Origin of the sequence: Oceanicaulis sp. LC35 (assembly GCF_052055585.1) — a bacterium.
In the GTDB taxonomy this organism is placed as follows: Bacteria; Pseudomonadota; Alphaproteobacteria; order Caulobacterales; family Maricaulaceae; genus Oceanicaulis.
In genome coordinates this window covers 2,343,336-2,362,668 of the sequence record NZ_CP170485.1, presented here as the reverse complement: position 1 = coordinate 2,362,668, position 19,333 = coordinate 2,343,336, and the positions used below count along the sequence as shown (strand labels likewise).

Here is a 19,333-nt window from a genome sequence, read left to right as displayed (position 1 = left end):
CATGACTTACCAGATTGACGGAGGGCGTTTCGCCTTCCCCCTCGCTGCATGCCTTGCAGCGATCTCGCTCGCGCTTGCGGGCTGCACGGATGCGCCTTCCGGGCCGGAAGCGCACGACCATGATGACGCCGCTTCAGACCATGAAGGCGAGCACGCCCATGATCATGAGGACGGCGAAACCCATGACCTTGTCAGCCTCTCGCCCGAGGAGCGGCAGGCGTTGGGCATCGCGTTGGGCCAGGTCAGCACCGGCCCGGTTGGCGGCTGGATCGAGCTGCCCGGCGAGGTTCGGTTTGACGAGAACCGGATCGCGCTCGTGTCCGCCCCTGTGGAAGGCGTGATCCGCGAGGTTTACGCCAGCATGGGCGATGAGGTGGAGGCGGGCGATTTGCTGGCCGTGCTCGACAGTCGGGAACTGGCCGAAGCCAAGGCCGCCTATCTGTCCGCTCTGGCTTCACTGGAGCTGGTCCGCCCCGAGTTTGATCGCGAGCGGGAGCTCTTTGATCGCGGCGTGTCCACCGAGAGCCGGTTCCAGACCGCGCGGCGGGCGCTCGAGGAAGCGCGGATCGCGGTGCGAAGCGCCGAGTTCCAGCTTGATGCCCTGGGCATTGATGAAGCGGCGCGCGACACGCTGGCCGATCCCGAGACGGGGGCGTTGAGCCGGTATTCCCTGCGCGCGCCCATGAGCGGGGTGATCACCCAGCGGCACGCCGTGCGGGGCGAGTTCGCCGAAGCTGGCGATGTCATGCCCACCTTTACCATCGCAGACGCCAGCCAGGTGTGGGTGGACGCTGCGATTTACGGCCCGGACCTGATGCGGGTCCGGCCGGGCGCACGCGCGCGAATCCGCCTGTCGACGGACGCGTATATCGACACCGAAGTGAGCTTCGTTGCGCCCCAGATCGGCGCGGAGACGCGCACGGGTCTTGCCCGCCTGATTGTGGAGAACGAGGCGTCCCGCCTGATGCCGGGCGCGTTTGTCACCGTGGAGCTCGAAGATGGCGCGGCCGGGCAGTTATTGCGCGCGCCGACGAGCGCGATCCAGACCCTGGAAGGGCAGAGCGTCGTCTTTGTGCCTGAAGAAGACGGGTTTGAGCCGCGCCCGGTCCGGCTGGGTCGGCGGGGCGCCGCCTATGTCGAGATCCTGTCGGGTCTGGACGAGGGCGACCCGATCGTTGTTGAAGGCGCATTCGCCCTGAAATCTGAACTCCAGAAGGGGGCGTTCGGCGATGGCCATAACCACTAACGCCTCCCCTGCGGTCGGCCTGAGCTGGGCCGTTCGCATCGTTTCCGCGCGCGGTGTGGCGATGATCGCTTTTCTGGCCGTGGTGCTGGCGGGTGCGGTCTCCTGGCGGAGCCTGCCTGTGGACGCCTTCCCAGACATCACCCCGCCTTTGGTGCAGGTCTTCACGGTGACGGACGGTCTCTCCCCGCAGGAGGTGGAGCGCTATGTCACCTTCCCGGTGGAAACCGCGATGAGCGGGCTGCCCGGGCTTCGGCAGGTGCGGTCAAACTCCACCTTCGGCCTGTCGGTGGTGACCGTCTATTTCGAGGACGGGACAGACATCTATCTGGCCCGCCAGCTGGTGTCTGAACGCCTGTCGGCGGCGCGGGAGGATATTCCGTCGGGCTTTGGCGAGCCCGAGCTGGGCCCGATCACCACCGGGCTCGGCCAGGTGTTGTTCTATTATCTTGAAAGCGCGGATGCGGACCTAATCGGCTTGCGGACGGTGCAGGACTGGCTGGTGAAGCTTGATCTGCAGACGGTTCCGGGCGTCACCGAAGTGCTGTCGCTGGGCGGGTATGAGCGCCAGTATCAGGTCAATGTGCGCCCCCAGGCGCTCATTCAGTATGACCTGTCCATGCGCGATGTCATCACCGCGCTTGAGCGGGCGAATCTGAATGCCGGGGCGCAATACATCGTCGAGAATAACGAGCAGTACACCGTGCGCGCCGAAGGCCTGCTGCATGGCGAGGCGGATCTGCGTCAGGTGGTGGTGAAGGCCGTGAACGGCGTTCCGGTGGTGATGAGCGAGATCGCTGACATCGCCGTTGGCGGCGCGCCGCGTCAGGGGCTTGCGACCATGAACGGGGAGGGCGAAGTGGTCGCCGGTCTCGTCCTGAAGCTTACCGGCGCCAATACCAATGCGGTCATCGATGCGGTCACGGACCGGCTCGACGCGGTCAATGCAGCCCTGCCCGAAGGCGTGGTGGCGCGGCCCTATTACGATCAGTCCGAACTGGTGAACCAGGCCGTCTCCACCATGACGACGGCCCTGTGGCAGGGGGCGCTGCTGGTTGTCGTCCTGCTCATGGTGTTCATGGGCGGCTGGCGGCCGGGGCTGATCGTGGCGGCCTCCATCCCGTTCTCGGTCGCCTTTGCGCTGATCGCCATGCGGCTTCTGGGCGTGTCAGCGAACCTGATGTCGCTGGGCGGCGTCGCCATCGCCATCGGCATGATGGTGGACGGGGCCGTGGTGATCGTGGAGAACGCCCGCCGCCGACTGGCCGGATGTGCGCAGGACGGGCGGACGGCTGTGCTGGCCGCCTCGCTGTCTGAAGTGATCAAACCGCTCGGCTTCTCGATCGCCATCGTCATGCTGGTCTTCCTGCCCATCGTCACCTTGCAGGGGGTGGAGGGGAAAACCTTCCGGCCATTGGCCTTTGCCGTGATCCTCGCCATGGCGGGATCGCTGGTCTTCGCCGTGTTGATTGCGCCTGCCGCCAGCCGGCTTCTGGGGCGAGTGTCCGCGGACGGGCAGGACGCGGGGATAAGCCGGTCCCGTCTGGGAGACGCCATCGGGTTTTTCGTGGCCCGTCGCGGCCTTGCAGCCGGTTTTGCGGCTTTGATGCTTGTAACCGGCGCGCTGGCTTTCACCCGGCTGGGATCGGAATTCTCACCCCGGCTCAATGAAGGCGACATTCTGGTGCGTATGACCATGGCGCCCTCGATCTCGCTTGATGCGGCGCGGGACACCGTCACCCGGTTCGAGCAGCAGGTGCTTGAACGCTTCCCCCAGGTCGAGCGCGTGGTGACGCGCGTGGGTCGCGGTGAGGTCGGCGCCCATGCGGACCCGGTCAACAATGCGGAATCCTTTCTGGCGCTCAAACCGCGTTCGGAATGGGGGGCGGTGCGCAATCAGGAAGTTTTGCTGGCGCACATGAGTGAAGCGTTCGAGGACTTCCCCGGCGCCCAGTTCAACTTCACCCAGCCCATTGCGGCCGCAACGGACGAGCTTCTGACCGGCTCGCGCGCCGAGATCGCCATCAAGCTGTTTGGACCAGACACGGAGGTGCTGGCGCGGGAAGCCAGTGAGATCGCGGCTGTGGTCAATTCTGTTCGTGGCGCCGCCGATGTGCAGGTCGAACAGGTTGGCGGCGCGCCGCAGATCAGCATCGAGGTGGATCGCGCCGCCATCGCCCGCTACGGGCTGCAGGTCGCTGACGTTCTGGAAACGGTGCAGGACGCCATTGGCGGGGCGCAAGCCGGCCAGGTGTTTGACGGCGTGCGCCGGTTCGACATCATCGCCCGCTATGCCGAGGCGGATCGGGACACGCCCGAACGCATTGCCCGCACCCTGATCGAAGGCCCCAATGGCGAGCGTCTTCCTCTGGGGGCGCTGGCGCGGGTGGAGCGGATCGAAGGCCCGCGTCAGGTGACGCGTGAGAATGGTCGGCGGTTCATCACCATCCAGACCAATGTGCGTGACCGTGATATAGGGTCGTTTGTACGGGAGGCGCAGGCCGCTGTGGCGTCAGAACTCGACCTGCCGCCCGGCTATCTTCTGGAATGGGGCGGGCAGTTCGAGCTGCAGCAACAGGCCAATGCCCGCTTCGCGGTGATCGTGCCGGTGACGCTGGGACTGGTTTTCCTGCTGCTCCTGGCCGCGTTCGGCCGGATGATGAGTGCGCTTCTGATCGTGCTGAACATCCCGCTGGCGCTGGTGGGCGGGCTTGTCGCGCTCTGGCTGGCCGGGTTGAACCTGTCTGTGCCGGCGTCCGTGGGCTTTATCGCCCTGTTCGGCATCGCGCTGGGCAACGCCATGGTGCTCGTCTCTTTCCTGGACCGTCTGGCGCTGGAAGGCGGGGACCGGGACCGGCTGAGCGTGACGGGCGCGCTGCTGCGCGTGCGGCCGGTCCTGATGACGGCGGCGACCACCATGCTGGGGCTTGCGCCCTTGCTGTTCGCCAGCGGCGTGGGCTCTGAAGTCCAGCGTCCACTGGCGGTCGTGGTTATCGGCGGACTGGTCAGTTCGACATTGGTGACGCTGTTCATCCTGCCCGCGGTTTACGCCTGGTTTGCGCCTGCGCCAGAGCAAGCACCTGAACCCAAAGCAGTTTGACGCGTGCTCTGAAAGGCGTCGCCACGTCGTTAATAATATATTAAAATGCGTCCGAGGCTCGGGAGGGGCGCATGCTGGGACTGGTGGCGCGACACGTGACAATCCTCATCGCCGGATGCGGTCTGGCGGGGGTGATGACGTGCGCCGCCAGCGCTCAGCCCACGCGTCTGGGCGCGATCCAGCAAACCCAACCCCAGCCTGATGCTCCGGTCGCCGTCGAGGTGGACTGGCAGGCCGTGCGTCGGGATGTTCTGCAGCGTCAGCGCGCCAGCTTCACCGCTGTTCGCGCCGTGCCGCGCCCGGTCGTGCCGGGCAATGTCACGGCCGAAGAAGGCGTGGCGACAGAAGTGCCGATCCTGACGCCAACGCAGGACGCGCTGGGGTTTGAGGCTCTGGCGAACGCGCGCCTGTTCCCTCGTGGAGATTTCTATACCCTTGTCATTGAAGCCGAGGGGATGCTGATCGAGGTGTTCGGCACGCGTCTGGCGCATGCCGTGCCGCCTGACCCTCTGAGCGCCCGTCATCTGCGCGGGACCGGCGAGGAGGGGTATCGCAGCACGCCGACGGCGTATGGCCGGGAGATCACGTTCCACCGCTATAACGCCGCCTACTCGATCACGCTGGAATGCGATGCGCCCGAGACGGATACGCGTTGCAGCGCTCCGGCGTATGGCGATGGCCTTTACGCGTCGCTGCAGCTCATGCCCGGCACGCGGGACAGGGAGGCACCGTGATGCCGCGTCCTGTCGAGATCATCCTTGCCGGCCTGGTCGCAGGTCTTGGCGGCGCGCTTCTGGTCTTCTGGCCGTTTGAGGCTCCGCCACAAACGCCTGTTGAACCTGCGGCGGAAGAAGAGCCCGTTACGCCAGATCCTGAACCCGAACCGGAACCCGAACCCGAACCGGAACCCGAGCCCGAGTCCGAGCCCGAGCCCGAGCCTGATGGCCCCCTGATGGATGAGGGCCTTGCCCCGGTCGCCTTCCTGCCGCCCGGAGACCTGATCCCCGAGAGCGGGGTGGGGCAGATCGCCCAGATCAATTATGCGCCGGGCATGCGCTTTCCGCTTGAGGCGGGGCAGGCCTACGCCAATTCCCAGGTTTATGGGCATGGCGGCTATCTGGGTCCCGGAGGCGGGCAGTGCGCCTCGGAAAACTACAGCTATGCCTGGCGGGACAATTTCTGCGAGACGCGGGGCTATGCCACGCCCATGTGTCCGGCCGGAACCGGGCATCAGGGGCAGGATATCCGCCCTGCCAGCTGCGAGGACGCCCTGCACTGGGCTGTGGCGGCGGATGATGGCGTGATCACTTCGGTCGGCAGCTACTCGGTCAGGCTGATGACGGCGGACGGCGTGCGCTACACCTATCTGCATCTGGATCGGGACACGCTTCGGGTTTCACCCGGCGATGAGGTCGAGCGCGGTCAGCGGATCGGGTATGTCTCGAACGAGTTTGGCGGCAACGCCACCACCATTCACCTGCATTTCGAGATCCGCATGGCGGTCGAGACCGGAAGCGGGCTTCAGAACACCCATGTCCCGCCCTATCTGGCGCTGGTCGAAAGTTATCAGGCGCTTCTGTCAGCTTCGGATGGTGAGGCCGGCTGACTGCATTCAGTCGGTTTGCCCTGTTCTTGGGTGAATTGATTCGCTGAGTGCAATCCTGAAGGGAAGGCGGTCCCGTCTTCTACCAAGGTCTATGTGCCAGGTCGGAACGCCGATTTTCAAAAGATATATAATTCATATACTTGCGGGATCCCTCTGCGAGTTATTCTCATATGTCTCAGAAAATCTCGAAATTATTCATTAAGACAATTCGACGAATATGTTTATTAGACGAACTCAATATACGCATTCAGATTTGAATAGGCGTGTGCATAGGGGGCTGATATGGCAGCACTGGCAGAACGGACGGACTTTACCCTGCGGGACCCGGGCGCCCTGGGCGCTCTGCTCGTTTACGATTGGCGCCTGCGCAAGCTTCTCACCGATGACGAAGTGATCACCGAAGCGGTGGACCGGCCCGTCTCGACGGGTGTCCTTCGCCACCTTCAGCGTCTGGGCTTCATCAAGGCCGTTCACGGCGTTCGCCCCCATGGCGGTCGGATGCGCCTTTGGCCGATTGATGAAGTGCTCAAGCTGCAGATCGTGCTCGACCTGCGCCATACGACCGGCGCGCGTCTGTCCGCCTGTGTCGACGCCCTCAATCTTGATCCGCAGATCGTTGATGAGGCGCTCGATGACTGGGAGCGTCATGTGGGCGGCAAGTCCGATGAACGCAGCAGCGTGAAACCCTCGTCCGACGGTCGCCATCCGCTGACCGATTCGGCTTTCATTTCAGGGCTTTCAAACGCCTCCGTGCAGGCCTTCATCTGCCGCAGCGGCTTTGACACTGTGTCTGAACCGGCCTTTCTTTTATAGCTTAAGTACCTTGCGCGGCGCCGCAGCAATTGCTTTCCTGATCAAAACCGGTTCGCATACGCGAAAAGACCGATTGATCAGGGAGGCATTTTGCCATGAGCGATATTCGTTTTGATGGCCGCGTCGCCATTGTAACCGGCGCGGGCGCGGGTCTGGGCCGTTCTCACGCACTGGAACTGGCGCGTCGCGGCGCCAAGGTGGTCGTCAACGATCTGGGCGGCGCCGTGGATGGCACCGGCTCTTCGCTGAGCGCTGCTGAAACCGTCGTTGAAGAGATCAAGGACGCCGGCGGTGAAGCCATCGCCAACGGCGCCAATGTCACCAAGCCTGATGAAGTCGCCGCCATGGTCGACGCCGCGCGCGAGACCTGGGGCAAGGTCGACATCCTGGTCAACAATGCCGGGATCCTGCGCGACAAGAGCTTCTCGAAAATGACCCTGGATGACTTCCGCGCGGTGATGGAAGTTCACCTGTGGGGGACGACCGTCTGCACCAAGGCGGTGTGGGATCACATGAAAGAGGCCGGTTATGGCCGGATTGTGATGACCAGCTCATCCTCTGGAATCTATGGCAATTTCGGCCAGTCCAACTATGGCGCCGCCAAGATGGGGGTTGTGGGCCTGATGAACGTCCTCCATCTGGAAGGGCGCAAGAACAACATCAAGGTCAACACCCTGTCCCCGACCGCCCATACCCGCATGACCGAAGGGCTGATCCCTGAAGAGGCCGCCAAGCTGATGACGCCCGAAAGCGTCACCGCGGGCCTGGTCGCCCTGTGCGCCGAAAACGCGCCCGAGCGCACCATTCTGTGCGCCGGCGCAGGCGGTTACGCCGCCACCAAGATCTATGAGACGCCGGGCATCTACCTGCCGCCGGAAGACCAGACGGCGGAGAACGTTCTCGCCAATATCGACAAGATCACCTCTGATCATGGCCAGGAAGAGTTTGAAGAGGGCGCCCGCCAGACCTTCAAATTCATCCAGTACGCCGCCAAGCATTTCGACCTCGCCCTGGGCTAGGTCCTCGTCCTTTAAGCCAGCAAAGGAGCCTCACCATGCGTGAAGCGCTTATCGTCTCCACCGCCCGTACGCCGATCGGCAAGGCCTATCGCGGCGCCTTTAACGACACCCAGGCCCAGGAACTGGGCGGCCACGCCATCAAGCATGCCGTGGAACGCTCCAAGGTCGCGCCCGACGAGATCGAGGACGTGATCATCGGCGCCGCCATGCAGCAGGGCTCGACCTTCCAGAACATTGGCCGCCAGGCCGCGATCCGCGCCGGTCTGCCAACCTCTGTGTCCGGCATGAGCATGGACCGTCAGTGCGCTTCGGGCATGATGGCGATCGCCACGGCCGCCAAGCAGATCATTTCCGACGGCATGAACGTCACTGTCGGCGGCGGCCTTGAGTCGATCTCGCTGGTGCAGAACGAGCACATGAACCTGCACAAGGCGTTCGATCCGTGGATCAATGAACACCGCCCGGACCTGTACATGTCCATGCTGGAAACGGCCGAGATCGTGGCCGAGCGCTATGGCATCTCCCGTGAGGCCCAGGACGAGTACGCCCTGCAATCGCAGCAGCGCACCGCCGCCGCTCAGGAAGCGGGCAAGTTCAATGACGAGATCGTGCCGCTGACCTCCACCATGCTGGTGAAGGACAAGGCGACCGGCGAAATTTCCAAGCAGGAAGTCACGCTGGAGAAGGACGAGGGCAACCGCCCCTCCACCACGCTTGAGAACCTGCAATCGCTGAACCCGGTCTTCGCACACGGCCAGCAGATCAAGGAAGGCAAGTTCGTCACAGCGGGCAACGCCTCCCAGCTGTCTGACGGCGCGTCTGCTGCCGTGCTGATGGAAAGCAAGGAAGCGGAGAAGCGCGGTCTTCAACCGCTGGGCGCCTATCGCGGCATCGCGGTTGCGGGTCTGGATCCGGATGAAATGGGCATCGGCCCGGTCTACGCCATTCCCAAGCTTCTCAAGGCCAATGGCCTGACCATGGACGATATCGGTCTGTGGGAGCTGAACGAGGCGTTCGCCGTGCAGGTCCTGTACTGCCGTGACAAGCTGGGCATCCCGAACGAGAACCTGAACGTCAATGGCGGCGCGATCTCGGTCGGCCACCCCTATGGCATGTCCGGCGCCCGGATGGTCGGCCACGCCCTGATCGAGGGCAAACGCCGCGGCGTGAAATACGTCGTCTGCACCATGTGCGTCGGCGGCGGCATGGGCGCTGCGGGCCTGTTCGAAGTCCTCTAGGCGACTTTGCAGACCTGAAAAGTTAAAGGCCGGCCTGGAGAACCAGGCCGGCCTTTTTAACGACGCCGCGGGGTCTGCAGCTCCTTGGCGTCGTATTTGCGGAAGTCAGGCGGCGTTCAGCGCATAGCCGGCTGAACGCACCGTCCGGATCGGATCGTGCTCACCGCCCGCACTGAGCGCTTTCCTCAGGCGACCAATATGCACGTCTACCGTGCGCGCCTCCACATAAACATCAGAACCCCACACCGCATCAAGCAGTTGTTCCCGAGAAAACACACGTCCGGGGTGCTGCATAAGATAATCGAGCAGGCGGAACTCGGTCGGGCCCAGGTGAATCTCGAGATCGGAGCGGACCACGCGGTGCGCCACCCGGTCGATGGTGATGTCCCCGACCGTGACAGAGTCCTCGGCCAGGCCCGGGCGGATGCGGCGCAGAACGGCGCGAACGCGCGCGAACAGCTCTTTCATCAGGAAGGGTTTGACGATGTAGTCATCCGCCCCGGTGTCGAGCCCCCGGATGCGGTCCGCTTCCTCGCCGCGCGCGGTCAGCATGATGATCGGCAGATTGCGCGTTTCGTGGCGGCTTCTCAGGCGGCGGCAGACTTCGATGCCGGAGATTTTCGGCAGCATCCAGTCCAGCACCACCACATCGGGTTGGCGCTCTTCCACCAGCATCATCGCCTCTTCGCCATCGGCGGCGAGGGAGACGCGGAAGCCTTCCTTCTTGAGATTGTACGAAAGCAGCTCGGACAGAGCGTCTTCGTCTTCTACGACCAGAACATGCGGTTGCATGGCGAACCCCCTTCGCTAGGACGTTTCAGGACGAGGGCCGCGCGGCCGATCAGCCGTCAGCTCTTGCCCGGTAACCAGGTAATGGACCACTTCGGCGACGTTCGTGGCATGATCGCCGATACGCTCGAGATTCTTCGCGATGAAGAGCAGATGCGCGCCCGGCTCGATCATCGAGCTGTCATCGCGCATGGCGGTGACGAGGTCGCGGAACAGGGCGTTGTAATGCTCGTCCACATCGTCATCGCGTTCCCAGACGGCGACGGCGCGGCTGGCTTCACCCGTGGCGTACGCGTCCAGAACCTGATGCAGATGGCTTTGCACCACGCGGCCCATGCGCTCGACCGCGCCATTGAGGGCGGTCGGGTCAGAGGCGTTCAGCGTGTGCACGCGGCGGGCGATGGATTTGGCCAGATCCCCCACGCGCTCGAGATCGGAGACGATCTTCAGCGCGGCGATGCAGACCCGCAAATCCTGGGCGATGGGCTGGCGCAGGGCCAGCAGCCGGATGATCTTCTTCTCGATATCGCGTTGCATCTGGTCGACCTGTGCGTCGCGCAAACGCACTTCGTCAGCCAGATCGCCGTCACGACTGGACGCGGCCTGGAGCGCGTCGCTGACCATGCTTTCGGCCAGCCCGCCCATGGCCGCCACATCGGCGGTCAATTGTTCAAGCTCTTCGGAGAAGGCTTTGACGATATGCGGCGCGTTATGCGTCGTGTTCATTGCGTTGGCCTTTCAAAGGTCCGTTTTCGCGGGCGGCTTATCCGAAACGTCCGGTGATGTAGTCCTGGGTGCGTTGATCAAGCGGGTTGGTGAAGATCTCCTCGGTCGGCCCGTATTCGACGAGCTTTCCAAGGTGGAAGAAGGCGGTCATCTGGGACACCCGGGCCGCCTGGGCCATGGAGTGGGTGACGATGATCAGCGAATAATTCTCGCGCAGCTCGTCGATCAGCTCCTCGATGCGCGCGGTGGCGATCGGGTCGAGCGCCGAGCAGGGCTCGTCCATCAGGATGACCTCGGGGTTCACCGCAATGGCGCGCGCAATCACCAGGCGTTGCTGCTGACCGCCCGAGAGCGAGGTGCCGGGCTGGTGCAGCCGGTCGGCCACTTCCGCCCACAAACCCGCCCGCTTCAGGCTGGCTTCCACGATGTCATCGAGCTCGGTCTTGGTCTCGGCCAGGCCATGAATGCGCGGGCCATAGGCGACATTCTCGTAGATCGATTTCGGGAAGGGGTTGGGCTTCTGGAACACCATGCCCACCCGGGCGCGCAGCACCACCGGATCAATGTCCCGGCCGTTGACCTCTTCGGCGTCAATGCGGATCGAGCCTGCGACGCGGGCGGTGTCGATGGTGTCGTTCATCCGGTTCAGGCAGCGCAGGAAGGTGGACTTGCCGCAGCCGGACGGGCCGATGCAGGCGGTGACCGCCCGGTCGGGGATTTCCAGCGAGACATCCTCGAGCGCCAGCTTGTCGCCATAGCGCACGCTGACCGCTTCGGTCGCCACCTTGATGGGCAGCTGCGTCGTCAGCGGGTGATACCGGGTCGGCGGATTGTCGATGGGAAAATCGAGCGTCATGGGCATGTTCCTACCATCTCCGTTCGAAGCGGCGCCGCAGGTAGATGGCGACGGCGTTGAAGCTGACCAGCAGCGTCAACAGGGCCAGGATTGCTGCGGCGGTGCGCGCTTCGAAGGCGCGCTCTGCGCTTGAAGACCAAATGTAGATCTGAACCGGCATCACGGTGGCCGGTTCGGTGAAGCCGGCGAGGCCCAGCGTGGGCGGGTCGGCGATAAAGGCCACCATGCCGATCATCAGAAGCGGGGCGGTTTCGCCCAGCGCCTGCGCCAAACCGATGATCGAGCCGGTCAGGATGCCGGGCATGGCCAGCGGCAGGACGTGATGGAACACGGCCTGGGTGCGCGATGCGCCGACGCCAAGCGCGGCCTCGCGGATGGAGGGCGGCACGGCCTTGAGCGCGGCGCGGGCGGAAATGATCACCGTGGGCAGGGTCATCAGCGCCAGTACCATGCCGCCCACCAGCGGGGCGGAGCGGGGCATGCCGAACAGGTTGATGAAGACGGCGAGGCCGAGCAGACCGAACACGATCGAGGGGACGGCGGCGAGGTTGTTGATATTGACCTCGATGAAGTCCGTCAGCCGGTTTTTGGGCGCGAACTCTTCCAGATAGATCGCTGCGCCCACGCCGATGGGCACGGCCAGCAGCATGGTGATGATCATGGTCAGGATCGAACCCGCCAGCGCCCCGGCGACACCCGCCAGCTCCGGCTCCCGGCTGTCGGCATGGGTGAAGAGCGTGGTGTTCAGTCCATTGGTGACCAGGCCCCGCTCCTTGAGCGCGCGAGTCCAGACGATCTGGCGATCACTGATGCGTCGTGCGATGGCCGGTGTCTCGATCACCCAGAGCGACCAGTCAGAAAGGGTCTCGGCCTGGGCGTCCGGCGCCACCAGCCATTCGCCAAGCGCGGTCCGGGCGTCAGGCCGGATTTCTGAAATCCGCAGCACGCCGCCATTGGCGCGCAGCATCAGGGACGCGGTTTGCGGACCCAGTGCAACAGGCTCAACAGAGCGCGCCTGGGATTGGAGGCGGTCAGCGAGCGCATCCGCGCGCTCGGCTTCGGCCAGCAGGCTGTCACGGGCGTCCGCGTCAATCTCGGCCTGCGCCTGATCGGTCGCAGAAACGGCGCGGGCGCGAGCTTGAGCTGCGCCCGCTTCAAGCCGGTCGCGCACCAGCGCCATGAAATCGGAAAAGACAGGTTCGCCGGCGACGGCGCTGACTTCGATCTCTTCATCAAGCGCGCCGGACAGCGTGATCGGCGCTGCGCCCGGCAGGCGGGTTTCTTCGGTGGCGAGGCCCTTCAGATACAGATCCGCATCATCAGAAATCGGGAAGGAGAAGCGCGTGGTCTGACCCAGAAGGTCCGGGTTCTGGACCACCTGGTTGAGCAGGTCTGCAGCGTTCACGGCGCTGTAGAGCCCGAACAGCTCACGCAGCTCGGCTACCGTGTCCGCCATGGGGAACTGGTCGCGCAGGGCGTCCTGGATCAGCGTGTTGTACGCGCCGCGGCGCAGGGAGGCCTCGCTGCGATCCCCGCGCGGATCGGCGATCTCGGCGTTGATCTCCACATCCAGCGTCATGCGATGGGCCGTGAAGGCGGGCAGGGACTGGATGATGAGCGAACCCAGCAGCACCGCCAGAAACAGCACGGCCGCGCTGATCGCCGCCAGACCATAGAACTGGAAGCGCTGCTCGGCGCGGTGCCGCTTGGCCAGGCGCGCCTGAACCGCGTCGCGGATGTTCGGCGCGTTATTCATAGCGTTCACGGAAGCGTTGCACCACGCGCAGGGCGATGATATTCAGGATCAGGGTCATCACGAACAGCACGAGGCCGAGCGCGAAGGCGGAGAGGGTTTTGGGGCTGTCAAATTCCTGGTCGCCGGTCAGCAGCATGACGATCTGTACGGTGATGGTGGTCACCGATTCCAGCGGGTTCGCGGTCAGGTTCGCGCCCTGACCGGCGGCCATCACCACGATCATGGTCTCGCCCACCGCGCGCGACACCGCCAGCAGCAGCGCGCCGACAATGCCCGGCAGGGCGGCGGGGAAGACGACGTGGCGCACGGTTTCCGATTTGGTGGCGCCCATGGCGTAACTGCCGTCGCGCAGCGCTTGCGGCACGGCGTTGATGACGTCATCAGACAGCGAGGAGACGAAGGGGATGATCATCACCCCCATCACCAGACCTGCCGACAAGGCCGATTGGGTCACGGCGTCTTCATAGCCCAGCATCAGCGCGAACTGGCGCAGGAAGGGGCCGACCGTCAGAAGCGCGAAGAAGCCGTAGACGACGGTGGGCACGCCCGCGAGGATCTCGAGCGCTGGCTTGGCCCAGGCGCGCAGGCGCGGGCTGGCGTATTCAGACAGGTAGATCGCAGCCATCAGGCCGATCGGCGCGGCCACCAGCATGGCGATCAGGGTGATCAGGGCCGTGCCTGCAAACAGCGGCACGGCGCCAAAGGCGCCGGACTGGCCGACCTGATCGGCGCGAATGGCGATCTGCGGGCTCCAGTGCAGCCCGAACAGGAATTCATGGATGCGCCAGTCGATCGAGGCGAAAAAGCGGATCGATTCAAACAGCAGCGAGAACACGATCCCCAGCGTGGTGAGGATCGCGATGGCCGAGGTCATCATCAGGGCGAGGCCGATCACCCCTTCCACCCTGTCCCGAGCCCGGAAGCTGGCGCGAATTCGGGTGCGAGCGAAAGCGAGGCCGCCCACCGCCATGGCCAGAGCCACCCCGGCGGCGCTCCAGCGGAACAGGTCTTCCCAGGGGCGCAGCGCGAGTGCGGCAGCGCGGATTTCCTCGGTGTTGCGACTGGCGAGGCCTTCATTGAAGGCCAGTGCGCGGGCGTCCGAAATGAACAGCTCGCGCCGCTCGCTGGGCGCGCGCCAGTATTCAAAACCGGCCCGGGCGCGCACGCCGGGGACGGTATGGGGGGTGCGGGCGGCAACCGAAGCGGCGACCTGATCGCGGCGGACCTGGCGCTCTGCGGCGATCGCGTTGCGTTGCGCGGTCAGGGCGCCCAGAGCGCGCAGATAGCGTTCGGCGTCGCCGCCTTCGCGTTCGGCGCGGAACATCTCATTGCGGGCGGACAAGGCTTCCGCCTCGATCTGCTGGGTTTCCTCGGCCAGCGCCTGATACTCGGAATCTTGCGCCAGCTGGGCTTCATATTCACGGATCAGCGGTGCGGCTTCGCGCTCGAGCTCGCCAAGCGCCAGCGTGTTCACAAGGCTTGCGCCGAACAGGCCATAGAGCGCCAGCAGGATAAAGGCCGGCAGGCCGGTCCAGAGCGCCAGATAATAGCCGTAGTAATTAGGCAGGGAGTGCAGCCAGGACGCACGACCATTGGACGCCGCGACAGCGCGACGCCGACCGATCAGAAATCCGACCGCTGTCAGCACCAGAAGGGCGAGGACAGCGAAAAGCGAGGACTGCATGAAACCACCTGGTCAGGGAGTGAGTCTCTGCGCCGGACGCAAATCTCCCCAAAGCTCGATTAGCGGCGGACCATGGTGGGGAACGATCAACCCAATATGTAAGTTTGGTGACAGTTATGTGACGGCGCGGGTCGCTCAGGGCGCGGCAATGTCATTGCGCGGCGTAGCTTCAAGCGTTTCAACAGGTTTCACCGCCGTGGCCACAGGGAAGAAGACTGTAAAGACTGAGCCGATTTCAGGCGCGCTCTCCACGGTGAAGCCGCCTCTGTGACGATTGACGATGTGTTTGACGATGGCGAGCCCCAGGCCTGTGCCGGACGTGGGTCCGCTTTTCTGACCGTCCACACGAAAAAACCGCTCGGCGAGACGTGGCAGATAACGCCGCTCGATGCCGCCGCCCTGATCCTGTACGCGCACGACGCCGAACCTGGCATCCGGATCCAGGGCGGGCGCCGTCAGGGTCAGGCGACCGGAATCAGGATCGATCCGTGCGCCCAGATGCTCTGCGGAGTCCCGGGAAACGCCATAGCGCACGCTGACCTTCACACGGGAGCCGTCGGGAGAATACTTGATGGCGTTCTGGATCAGGTTCTCGACCACCTCATAAAGCTGGTCCCGATCGCCGCGGACCTGGGCGCCGCCTTCGGTCCCGGCCTCATCGATGTCGACAATTATATTGCGGCTGGCGGCGACCGGCGCCAGCGCTTCGGAGACGTCCAGCGTCAGATTGTCGAGATCGACCGAGCCCGTCGGCGGCATGTGCTCGTTCATTTCGACCCGGCTCAGGGACAAGAGGTCATTGATCAACCGGCGCATGCGTTCGGTCTGAACCGTCATGATCTCAAGAAAGCGGTCGCGGGCTTCCTCGTCATCGCGGGCCGGGCCGGACAGGGTCTCGATAAAGCCGGCGAGCGAGGCGAGCGGGGTGCGCAATTCATGGCTGGCGTTGGCCAGAAAGTCCGCTCGCATGCGTTCGGCGCGCTTGGAGTTGGTGTCATCGGCCAGAACCAGCATGGCGCGGAAGGGCATGGGGCCCGGCGCGGACAGCCGGATCGGCTCCACATAGGCGCGTACATGGCTTTCGAGCGGGGCGAGGGTTGAGTACTCCACCGTAGCGCCGCGATCCCCGCGCAGGGCGGCGCTGACCGCTTCCAGGACGCGCGGCTGGCGCAGCACCGTGGACAACAGGCCACGCTCTGCGCCCAGCCCCAGAAAGGTGCGTGCAGCAGGATTGGCGCGCTCGATTCGTCCACCGGCTCCGATCAGGAGAACCGGAATGGGCAGGCGCTCCAGCATGGTCACGCTGGCTTCAGCTTCCAGATCGCGCGGCGCATTCACCGAAGCCGGTCGGGGATTGGGCTCGGCCGTCGTCAGAGCGGTGAGATAATACACGAGTCCCAAGGCGATAAAGGCTGTTGCGCCGCCCAGAAACGCGCCTGCGGAGAGCTCGCCGGCGACCGCGAGCACCAGCATGACCACCACGCCGATGGAGACGCTGAGGGCAATGTCGCGTCGGCGGGGGCGGTCCCCGGCCAGACGCTTGGCGGGAGTCTTCTGATCCTTGGTCATGCCTGTTCGTAGCATGGGAATGTGACACCTCGGAATCCCTTGTAGTTTTGCGGATTCCGTCCCGAGGCTCGCATGAATTCCAATATAAATTTTTTGTAATTCGAGAAACTTTTAGCGTTTTTCGATAAGTTTTGATTGACTTTCGAGAGCGCGCTTATAGGGTGCAATTCAGGTTTTGTAATTTTCCCGGGGGAGGGTCCGTGTCCCTTTTGCGAATTTCACCGTTTTTTGCGCCCTTGCTTCTGAGCGCCTGCGCCAGCGTTGTTACGCCGGGTGCAGCTGATCTCGTGGTGGCGCCGGAAACCTTTTCTGCGGTTCCCGCAGAGCTGGACGCCTCGCCGTCTGACTGGATCGCCGCGTTCGAGGATCCGGTGCTTCAGGCGCTGGTGGCGGAGGCGCTGGACGCCAATCCGACGGTCGCCTCGGCGCTCGCCAATTATGATGCCGCCCGTGCCGGCGCCCGCTCTGCTGGCGCGTCGCGTCTTCCGACGCTGGATGGCTCGCTGGGTTATACCGATCAGGAGCCGGGCAATACCGGCTTCAGTTCCGGTCTTGAAGTGAACTGGCAGGCGGATGTCTGGGGTCGTCTGGGCGATCAGGCGCGGTCAGGCGCACTGACGGCCGAGGCGGCGCGCGCGGACTGGTATGGCGCGCGCTTGTCGATTGCAGCTTCTGTGGCGCGGTCATGGTATGCGCTGACGGCCGCCAGCCAGCAGGCTGAACTTGCCCGGGCGGATGTGGAAGCCCGCGCCAACCAGCTCGAGATTGTTGAACGGCGCTTCCAGCGCGGCGTGGTCCGCTCCTCTGATGTGCGCACGGCGCGTTCCGCGCTCGCCTCTTCCGAAGCGGCGCTGGCGTCGCGTCTGCGCGCGCAATCCAACGCGGCGCGGGTTCTGGAAGTGGCGCTGGGCCGGTATCCGTCGGCGAGCATCGCTGCAGGCGCTGAACTGCCTGGGCTGGGCGTCCTGCCCAATCCGGGTCAGCCTGAAGCCCTTCTGTCGCGTCGGCCGGACGTGGTCGCCGCACAAGCGCGTCTCGCCGCCGCCGGCTATTCCGCATCTGCAGCCCAGAAGGCGCTCTATCCGGGGCTTGGCCTGCGCGCCAGCCTGGGCGATGGCGGTTCTGATATCGCCGATGTCCTCGACTTTGATGATCTTGTGAAGACGGTCGCGGGATCGATCACCGCACCGATCTTCCAGGGTGGCCGTCTGCGTGCTGAACGTGACCGGGCTGAAGCCCAGGCCGAGCAGCTGTCGGCCAATCTGGTCAGCACGGCCCTGTCGGCCTTGCGTGAAGCGGAAGACGCCATCGAGGCGGATCGCCGCCTGGCCGAGCGGGTCCAGGCCCTGACGGTTGCAGCGGATGAGGCCCGCGAAGCCCTGGCGCTCGTGCAGCGTCAGTATGCATCGGGTCTGTCGACGATCTTTGAGCTGATTGATGCGCAGACGCGCCAGATTTCAGCGCAATCGGCCTTGATCGCAGCGCGCAATGAGCGGGTGGATAACCGCATCGCGTTGCATCTGGCCATCGCAGGCGATTTCAGCGCCGGCGGCGGTCTGACTGCATCCAATATCGATAACTAGGACATCATAAGACCGGAAAACCGGTCAGGGGACAAAAGAGGTTGGTCATGAGCAAGTTTGTTGGTCGTTTGTTGATTATAGGGCTGCCGGTTGCGGTGCTCGTTGCGTTCTTCGTCGTCTACGCCGTGCTGGCGGCGGCGGCGCCCAAGCCCGAGCGCGCCGAAGTCGTTGCGCGCCCGTCTGCGGTTTTCGTCACTGAGGCGGCTCTGAGCCCGGTTCAGCTGTCCGTCACCACCCAGGGTGAGGTCACGCCGCTGACCGAGATTGATCTGACCGCCCAGGTGTCGGGCCGGATCACCTATGTGAACCCCAATTTCGTCGATGGCGGTTTCTTTGAGGCGGGCGAAGTGCTCGTGCGTCTCGAGGACGCCGACTATCGTCTGGCCGTGACGCGCGCTGAAGCCCAGGTGGCGCAAGCCCGTCAGGGTCTGGTGCGTGAAGAAGCCGAAGCGGATCTGGCGCGGGAAGAATGGGATGCGCTGGGTGAAGGTGAAGCCAGCGCGCTGACCCTGCGTCAGCCGCAAATGGCTGAAGCCCGCGCCCAGCTGGCGTCTGCGGAAGCCTCTCTGGCTGAAGCTCGTCTCAATCTGAGCCGCACCCGCATCTCTGCGCCCTTCGCCGGTCGCGTGCGGGAGAAGAACGCCGATCTGGGCCAGTATGTCGGTCCGGGCACGCGTCTGGGTCGGGTCTTCGCAACCAACCGCGTTCAGGTGCGTCTGCCGCTGACCAATGCCGAGCTGGCGACCCTGAACCTGCCGCTGGCGTTTCAGGCCAATGACGCCAATCCGGGCCGTCCTGCGCATCTGAGCGCGAGCGTGGCGGGTCAGGAGCGTCACTGGGAAGGCCGTCTGGTGCGCACCGATAGCGCCATCAACCCGCAAACCCGCACCATGAGCGCCATCATCGAGGTCGAAGACCCCTATGGTGTTGCTGCGGAAGAGGCGGGCGCGCCGCTGGCTGTGGGCCTGTTCGTTGCGGCGAACATTGACGGTCGTGAGCTGGATAACGCGATCGTCCTGCCTCGCAGCGCACTGCGCGGTTCCAGCGAGGTCTATGTGGCCGAGCGTGATGGCACCCTGTCGATCCGCCAGGTCAATGTGATTGACACCAGCGCCGAGCGCGTCGTCCTGACCGCGGGTCTCGAGCCGGGCGACCGGGTCGTCACCTCTCCGCTGCGCGGCGCCGCCGCCGGCATGCTGGTGCGGGCTGTGGACGCCAATGGCGATCCGCTCGATCCCGAGCCGGAAGCCGAGGACGAAGCGGACAATGACAACACCCCCGAGAGCGAAGCGCTGGTCCAGGAGACCACCACCGCCTCGCGGGCCAACTAGTCAGGATTGGGGAGAACGGA

The 19,333-nt window shown here is 64.5% G+C and carries 15 protein-coding genes; 9 read left to right on the top strand and 6 right to left on the bottom strand.

The window, feature by feature from the left end; translation table 11 throughout:
• The first annotated feature begins 1 nt into the window (after position 1).
• The 7 genes from ACFELO_RS11335 (at position 2) to ACFELO_RS11305 (ending at position 9,019) form a co-directional block, all read left to right on the top strand.
• Entirely contained in the window at positions 2-1,246 is a 1,245-nt protein-coding gene (locus tag ACFELO_RS11335; protein WP_440957873.1) for an efflux RND transporter periplasmic adaptor subunit, read from the top strand.
• A complete protein-coding gene (locus ACFELO_RS11330) occupies positions 1,230-4,343 on the top strand; it encodes an efflux RND transporter permease subunit (protein ID WP_440957872.1) in 3,114 nt (1,037 codons plus the stop codon). The genes ACFELO_RS11335 and ACFELO_RS11330 overlap by 17 nt, the downstream gene beginning before the upstream one ends.
• A 71-nt stretch (positions 4,344-4,414) precedes the next feature.
• Complete coding sequence (locus ACFELO_RS11325) at positions 4,415-5,077, top strand: hypothetical protein (protein WP_440957871.1); 663 nt, start codon at positions 4,415-4,417, stop codon at positions 5,075-5,077.
• On the top strand, positions 5,077-5,949 hold the full coding sequence (locus tag ACFELO_RS11320) for a M23 family metallopeptidase (protein WP_440957870.1): 873 nt from the start codon (positions 5,077-5,079) through the stop codon (positions 5,947-5,949). The genes ACFELO_RS11325 and ACFELO_RS11320 overlap by 1 nt, the downstream gene beginning before the upstream one ends.
• A gap of 282 nt (positions 5,950-6,231) precedes the next feature.
• Positions 6,232-6,762 carry a hypothetical protein gene (locus ACFELO_RS11315; protein ID WP_440957869.1) on the top strand — a complete coding sequence of 177 codons (531 nt, stop codon included), beginning with the start codon at positions 6,232-6,234 and terminating at the stop codon, positions 6,760-6,762.
• A gap of 95 nt (positions 6,763-6,857) precedes the next feature.
• Positions 6,858-7,781 (top strand): SDR family NAD(P)-dependent oxidoreductase, encoded by a 924-nt coding sequence (locus ACFELO_RS11310; protein ID WP_440957868.1) that lies wholly within the window; start codon positions 6,858-6,860, stop codon positions 7,779-7,781.
• 35 nt (positions 7,782-7,816) lie between these two features.
• On the top strand, positions 7,817-9,019 hold the full coding sequence (locus tag ACFELO_RS11305) for an acetyl-CoA C-acyltransferase (protein ID WP_440957867.1): 1,203 nt from the start codon (positions 7,817-7,819) through the stop codon (positions 9,017-9,019).
• Between the two features lie 105 nt (positions 9,020-9,124).
• Here the strand turns inward: ACFELO_RS11305 and phoB are convergent, their stop codons facing one another.
• The 6 genes from phoB to ACFELO_RS11275 form a co-directional block, all read right to left on the bottom strand.
• Positions 9,125-9,811 (bottom strand): phosphate regulon transcriptional regulator PhoB, encoded by a 687-nt coding sequence (gene phoB / locus ACFELO_RS11300; protein WP_009802996.1) that lies wholly within the window; start codon positions 9,809-9,811, stop codon positions 9,125-9,127.
• Between the two features lie 15 nt (positions 9,812-9,826).
• On the bottom strand, positions 9,827-10,534 hold the full coding sequence (gene phoU, locus ACFELO_RS11295; protein ID WP_440957866.1) for a phosphate signaling complex protein PhoU: 708 nt from the start codon (positions 10,532-10,534) through the stop codon (positions 9,827-9,829).
• 37 nt (positions 10,535-10,571) lie between these two features.
• A complete protein-coding gene (gene pstB / locus ACFELO_RS11290; RefSeq protein ID WP_440957865.1) occupies positions 10,572-11,390 on the bottom strand; it encodes a phosphate ABC transporter ATP-binding protein PstB in 819 nt (272 codons plus the stop codon).
• A gap of 10 nt (positions 11,391-11,400) precedes the next feature.
• Positions 11,401-13,146 (bottom strand): phosphate ABC transporter permease PstA, encoded by a 1,746-nt coding sequence (gene pstA / locus ACFELO_RS11285; RefSeq protein WP_440959919.1) that lies wholly within the window; start codon positions 13,144-13,146, stop codon positions 11,401-11,403.
• Positions 13,139-14,830, bottom strand: a complete 1,692-nt coding sequence (gene pstC, locus ACFELO_RS11280) for a phosphate ABC transporter permease subunit PstC (RefSeq protein ID WP_440957864.1) — start codon at positions 14,828-14,830, stop codon at positions 13,139-13,141. Before pstC ends, pstA begins: the two co-directional genes overlap by 8 nt.
• Before the next feature lie 135 nt (positions 14,831-14,965).
• Positions 14,966-16,399, bottom strand: a complete 1,434-nt coding sequence (locus ACFELO_RS11275; protein ID WP_440957863.1) for an ATP-binding protein — start codon at positions 16,397-16,399, stop codon at positions 14,966-14,968.
• A 200-nt stretch (positions 16,400-16,599) separates the two neighbouring features.
• On the opposite strand from ACFELO_RS11275, the gene ACFELO_RS11270 reads away from it, so the two are divergent.
• Positions 16,600-17,982: an efflux transporter outer membrane subunit gene (locus tag ACFELO_RS11270; RefSeq protein ID WP_440957862.1), complete on the top strand. Its 1,383-nt coding sequence runs from the start codon at positions 16,600-16,602 to the stop codon at positions 17,980-17,982.
• Positions 17,983-18,029: 47 nt separating this feature from the next.
• Positions 18,030-19,313: an efflux RND transporter periplasmic adaptor subunit gene (locus ACFELO_RS11265; RefSeq protein ID WP_440957861.1), complete on the top strand. Its 1,284-nt coding sequence runs from the start codon at positions 18,030-18,032 to the stop codon at positions 19,311-19,313.
• Positions 19,314-19,333 lie beyond the last annotated feature (20 nt).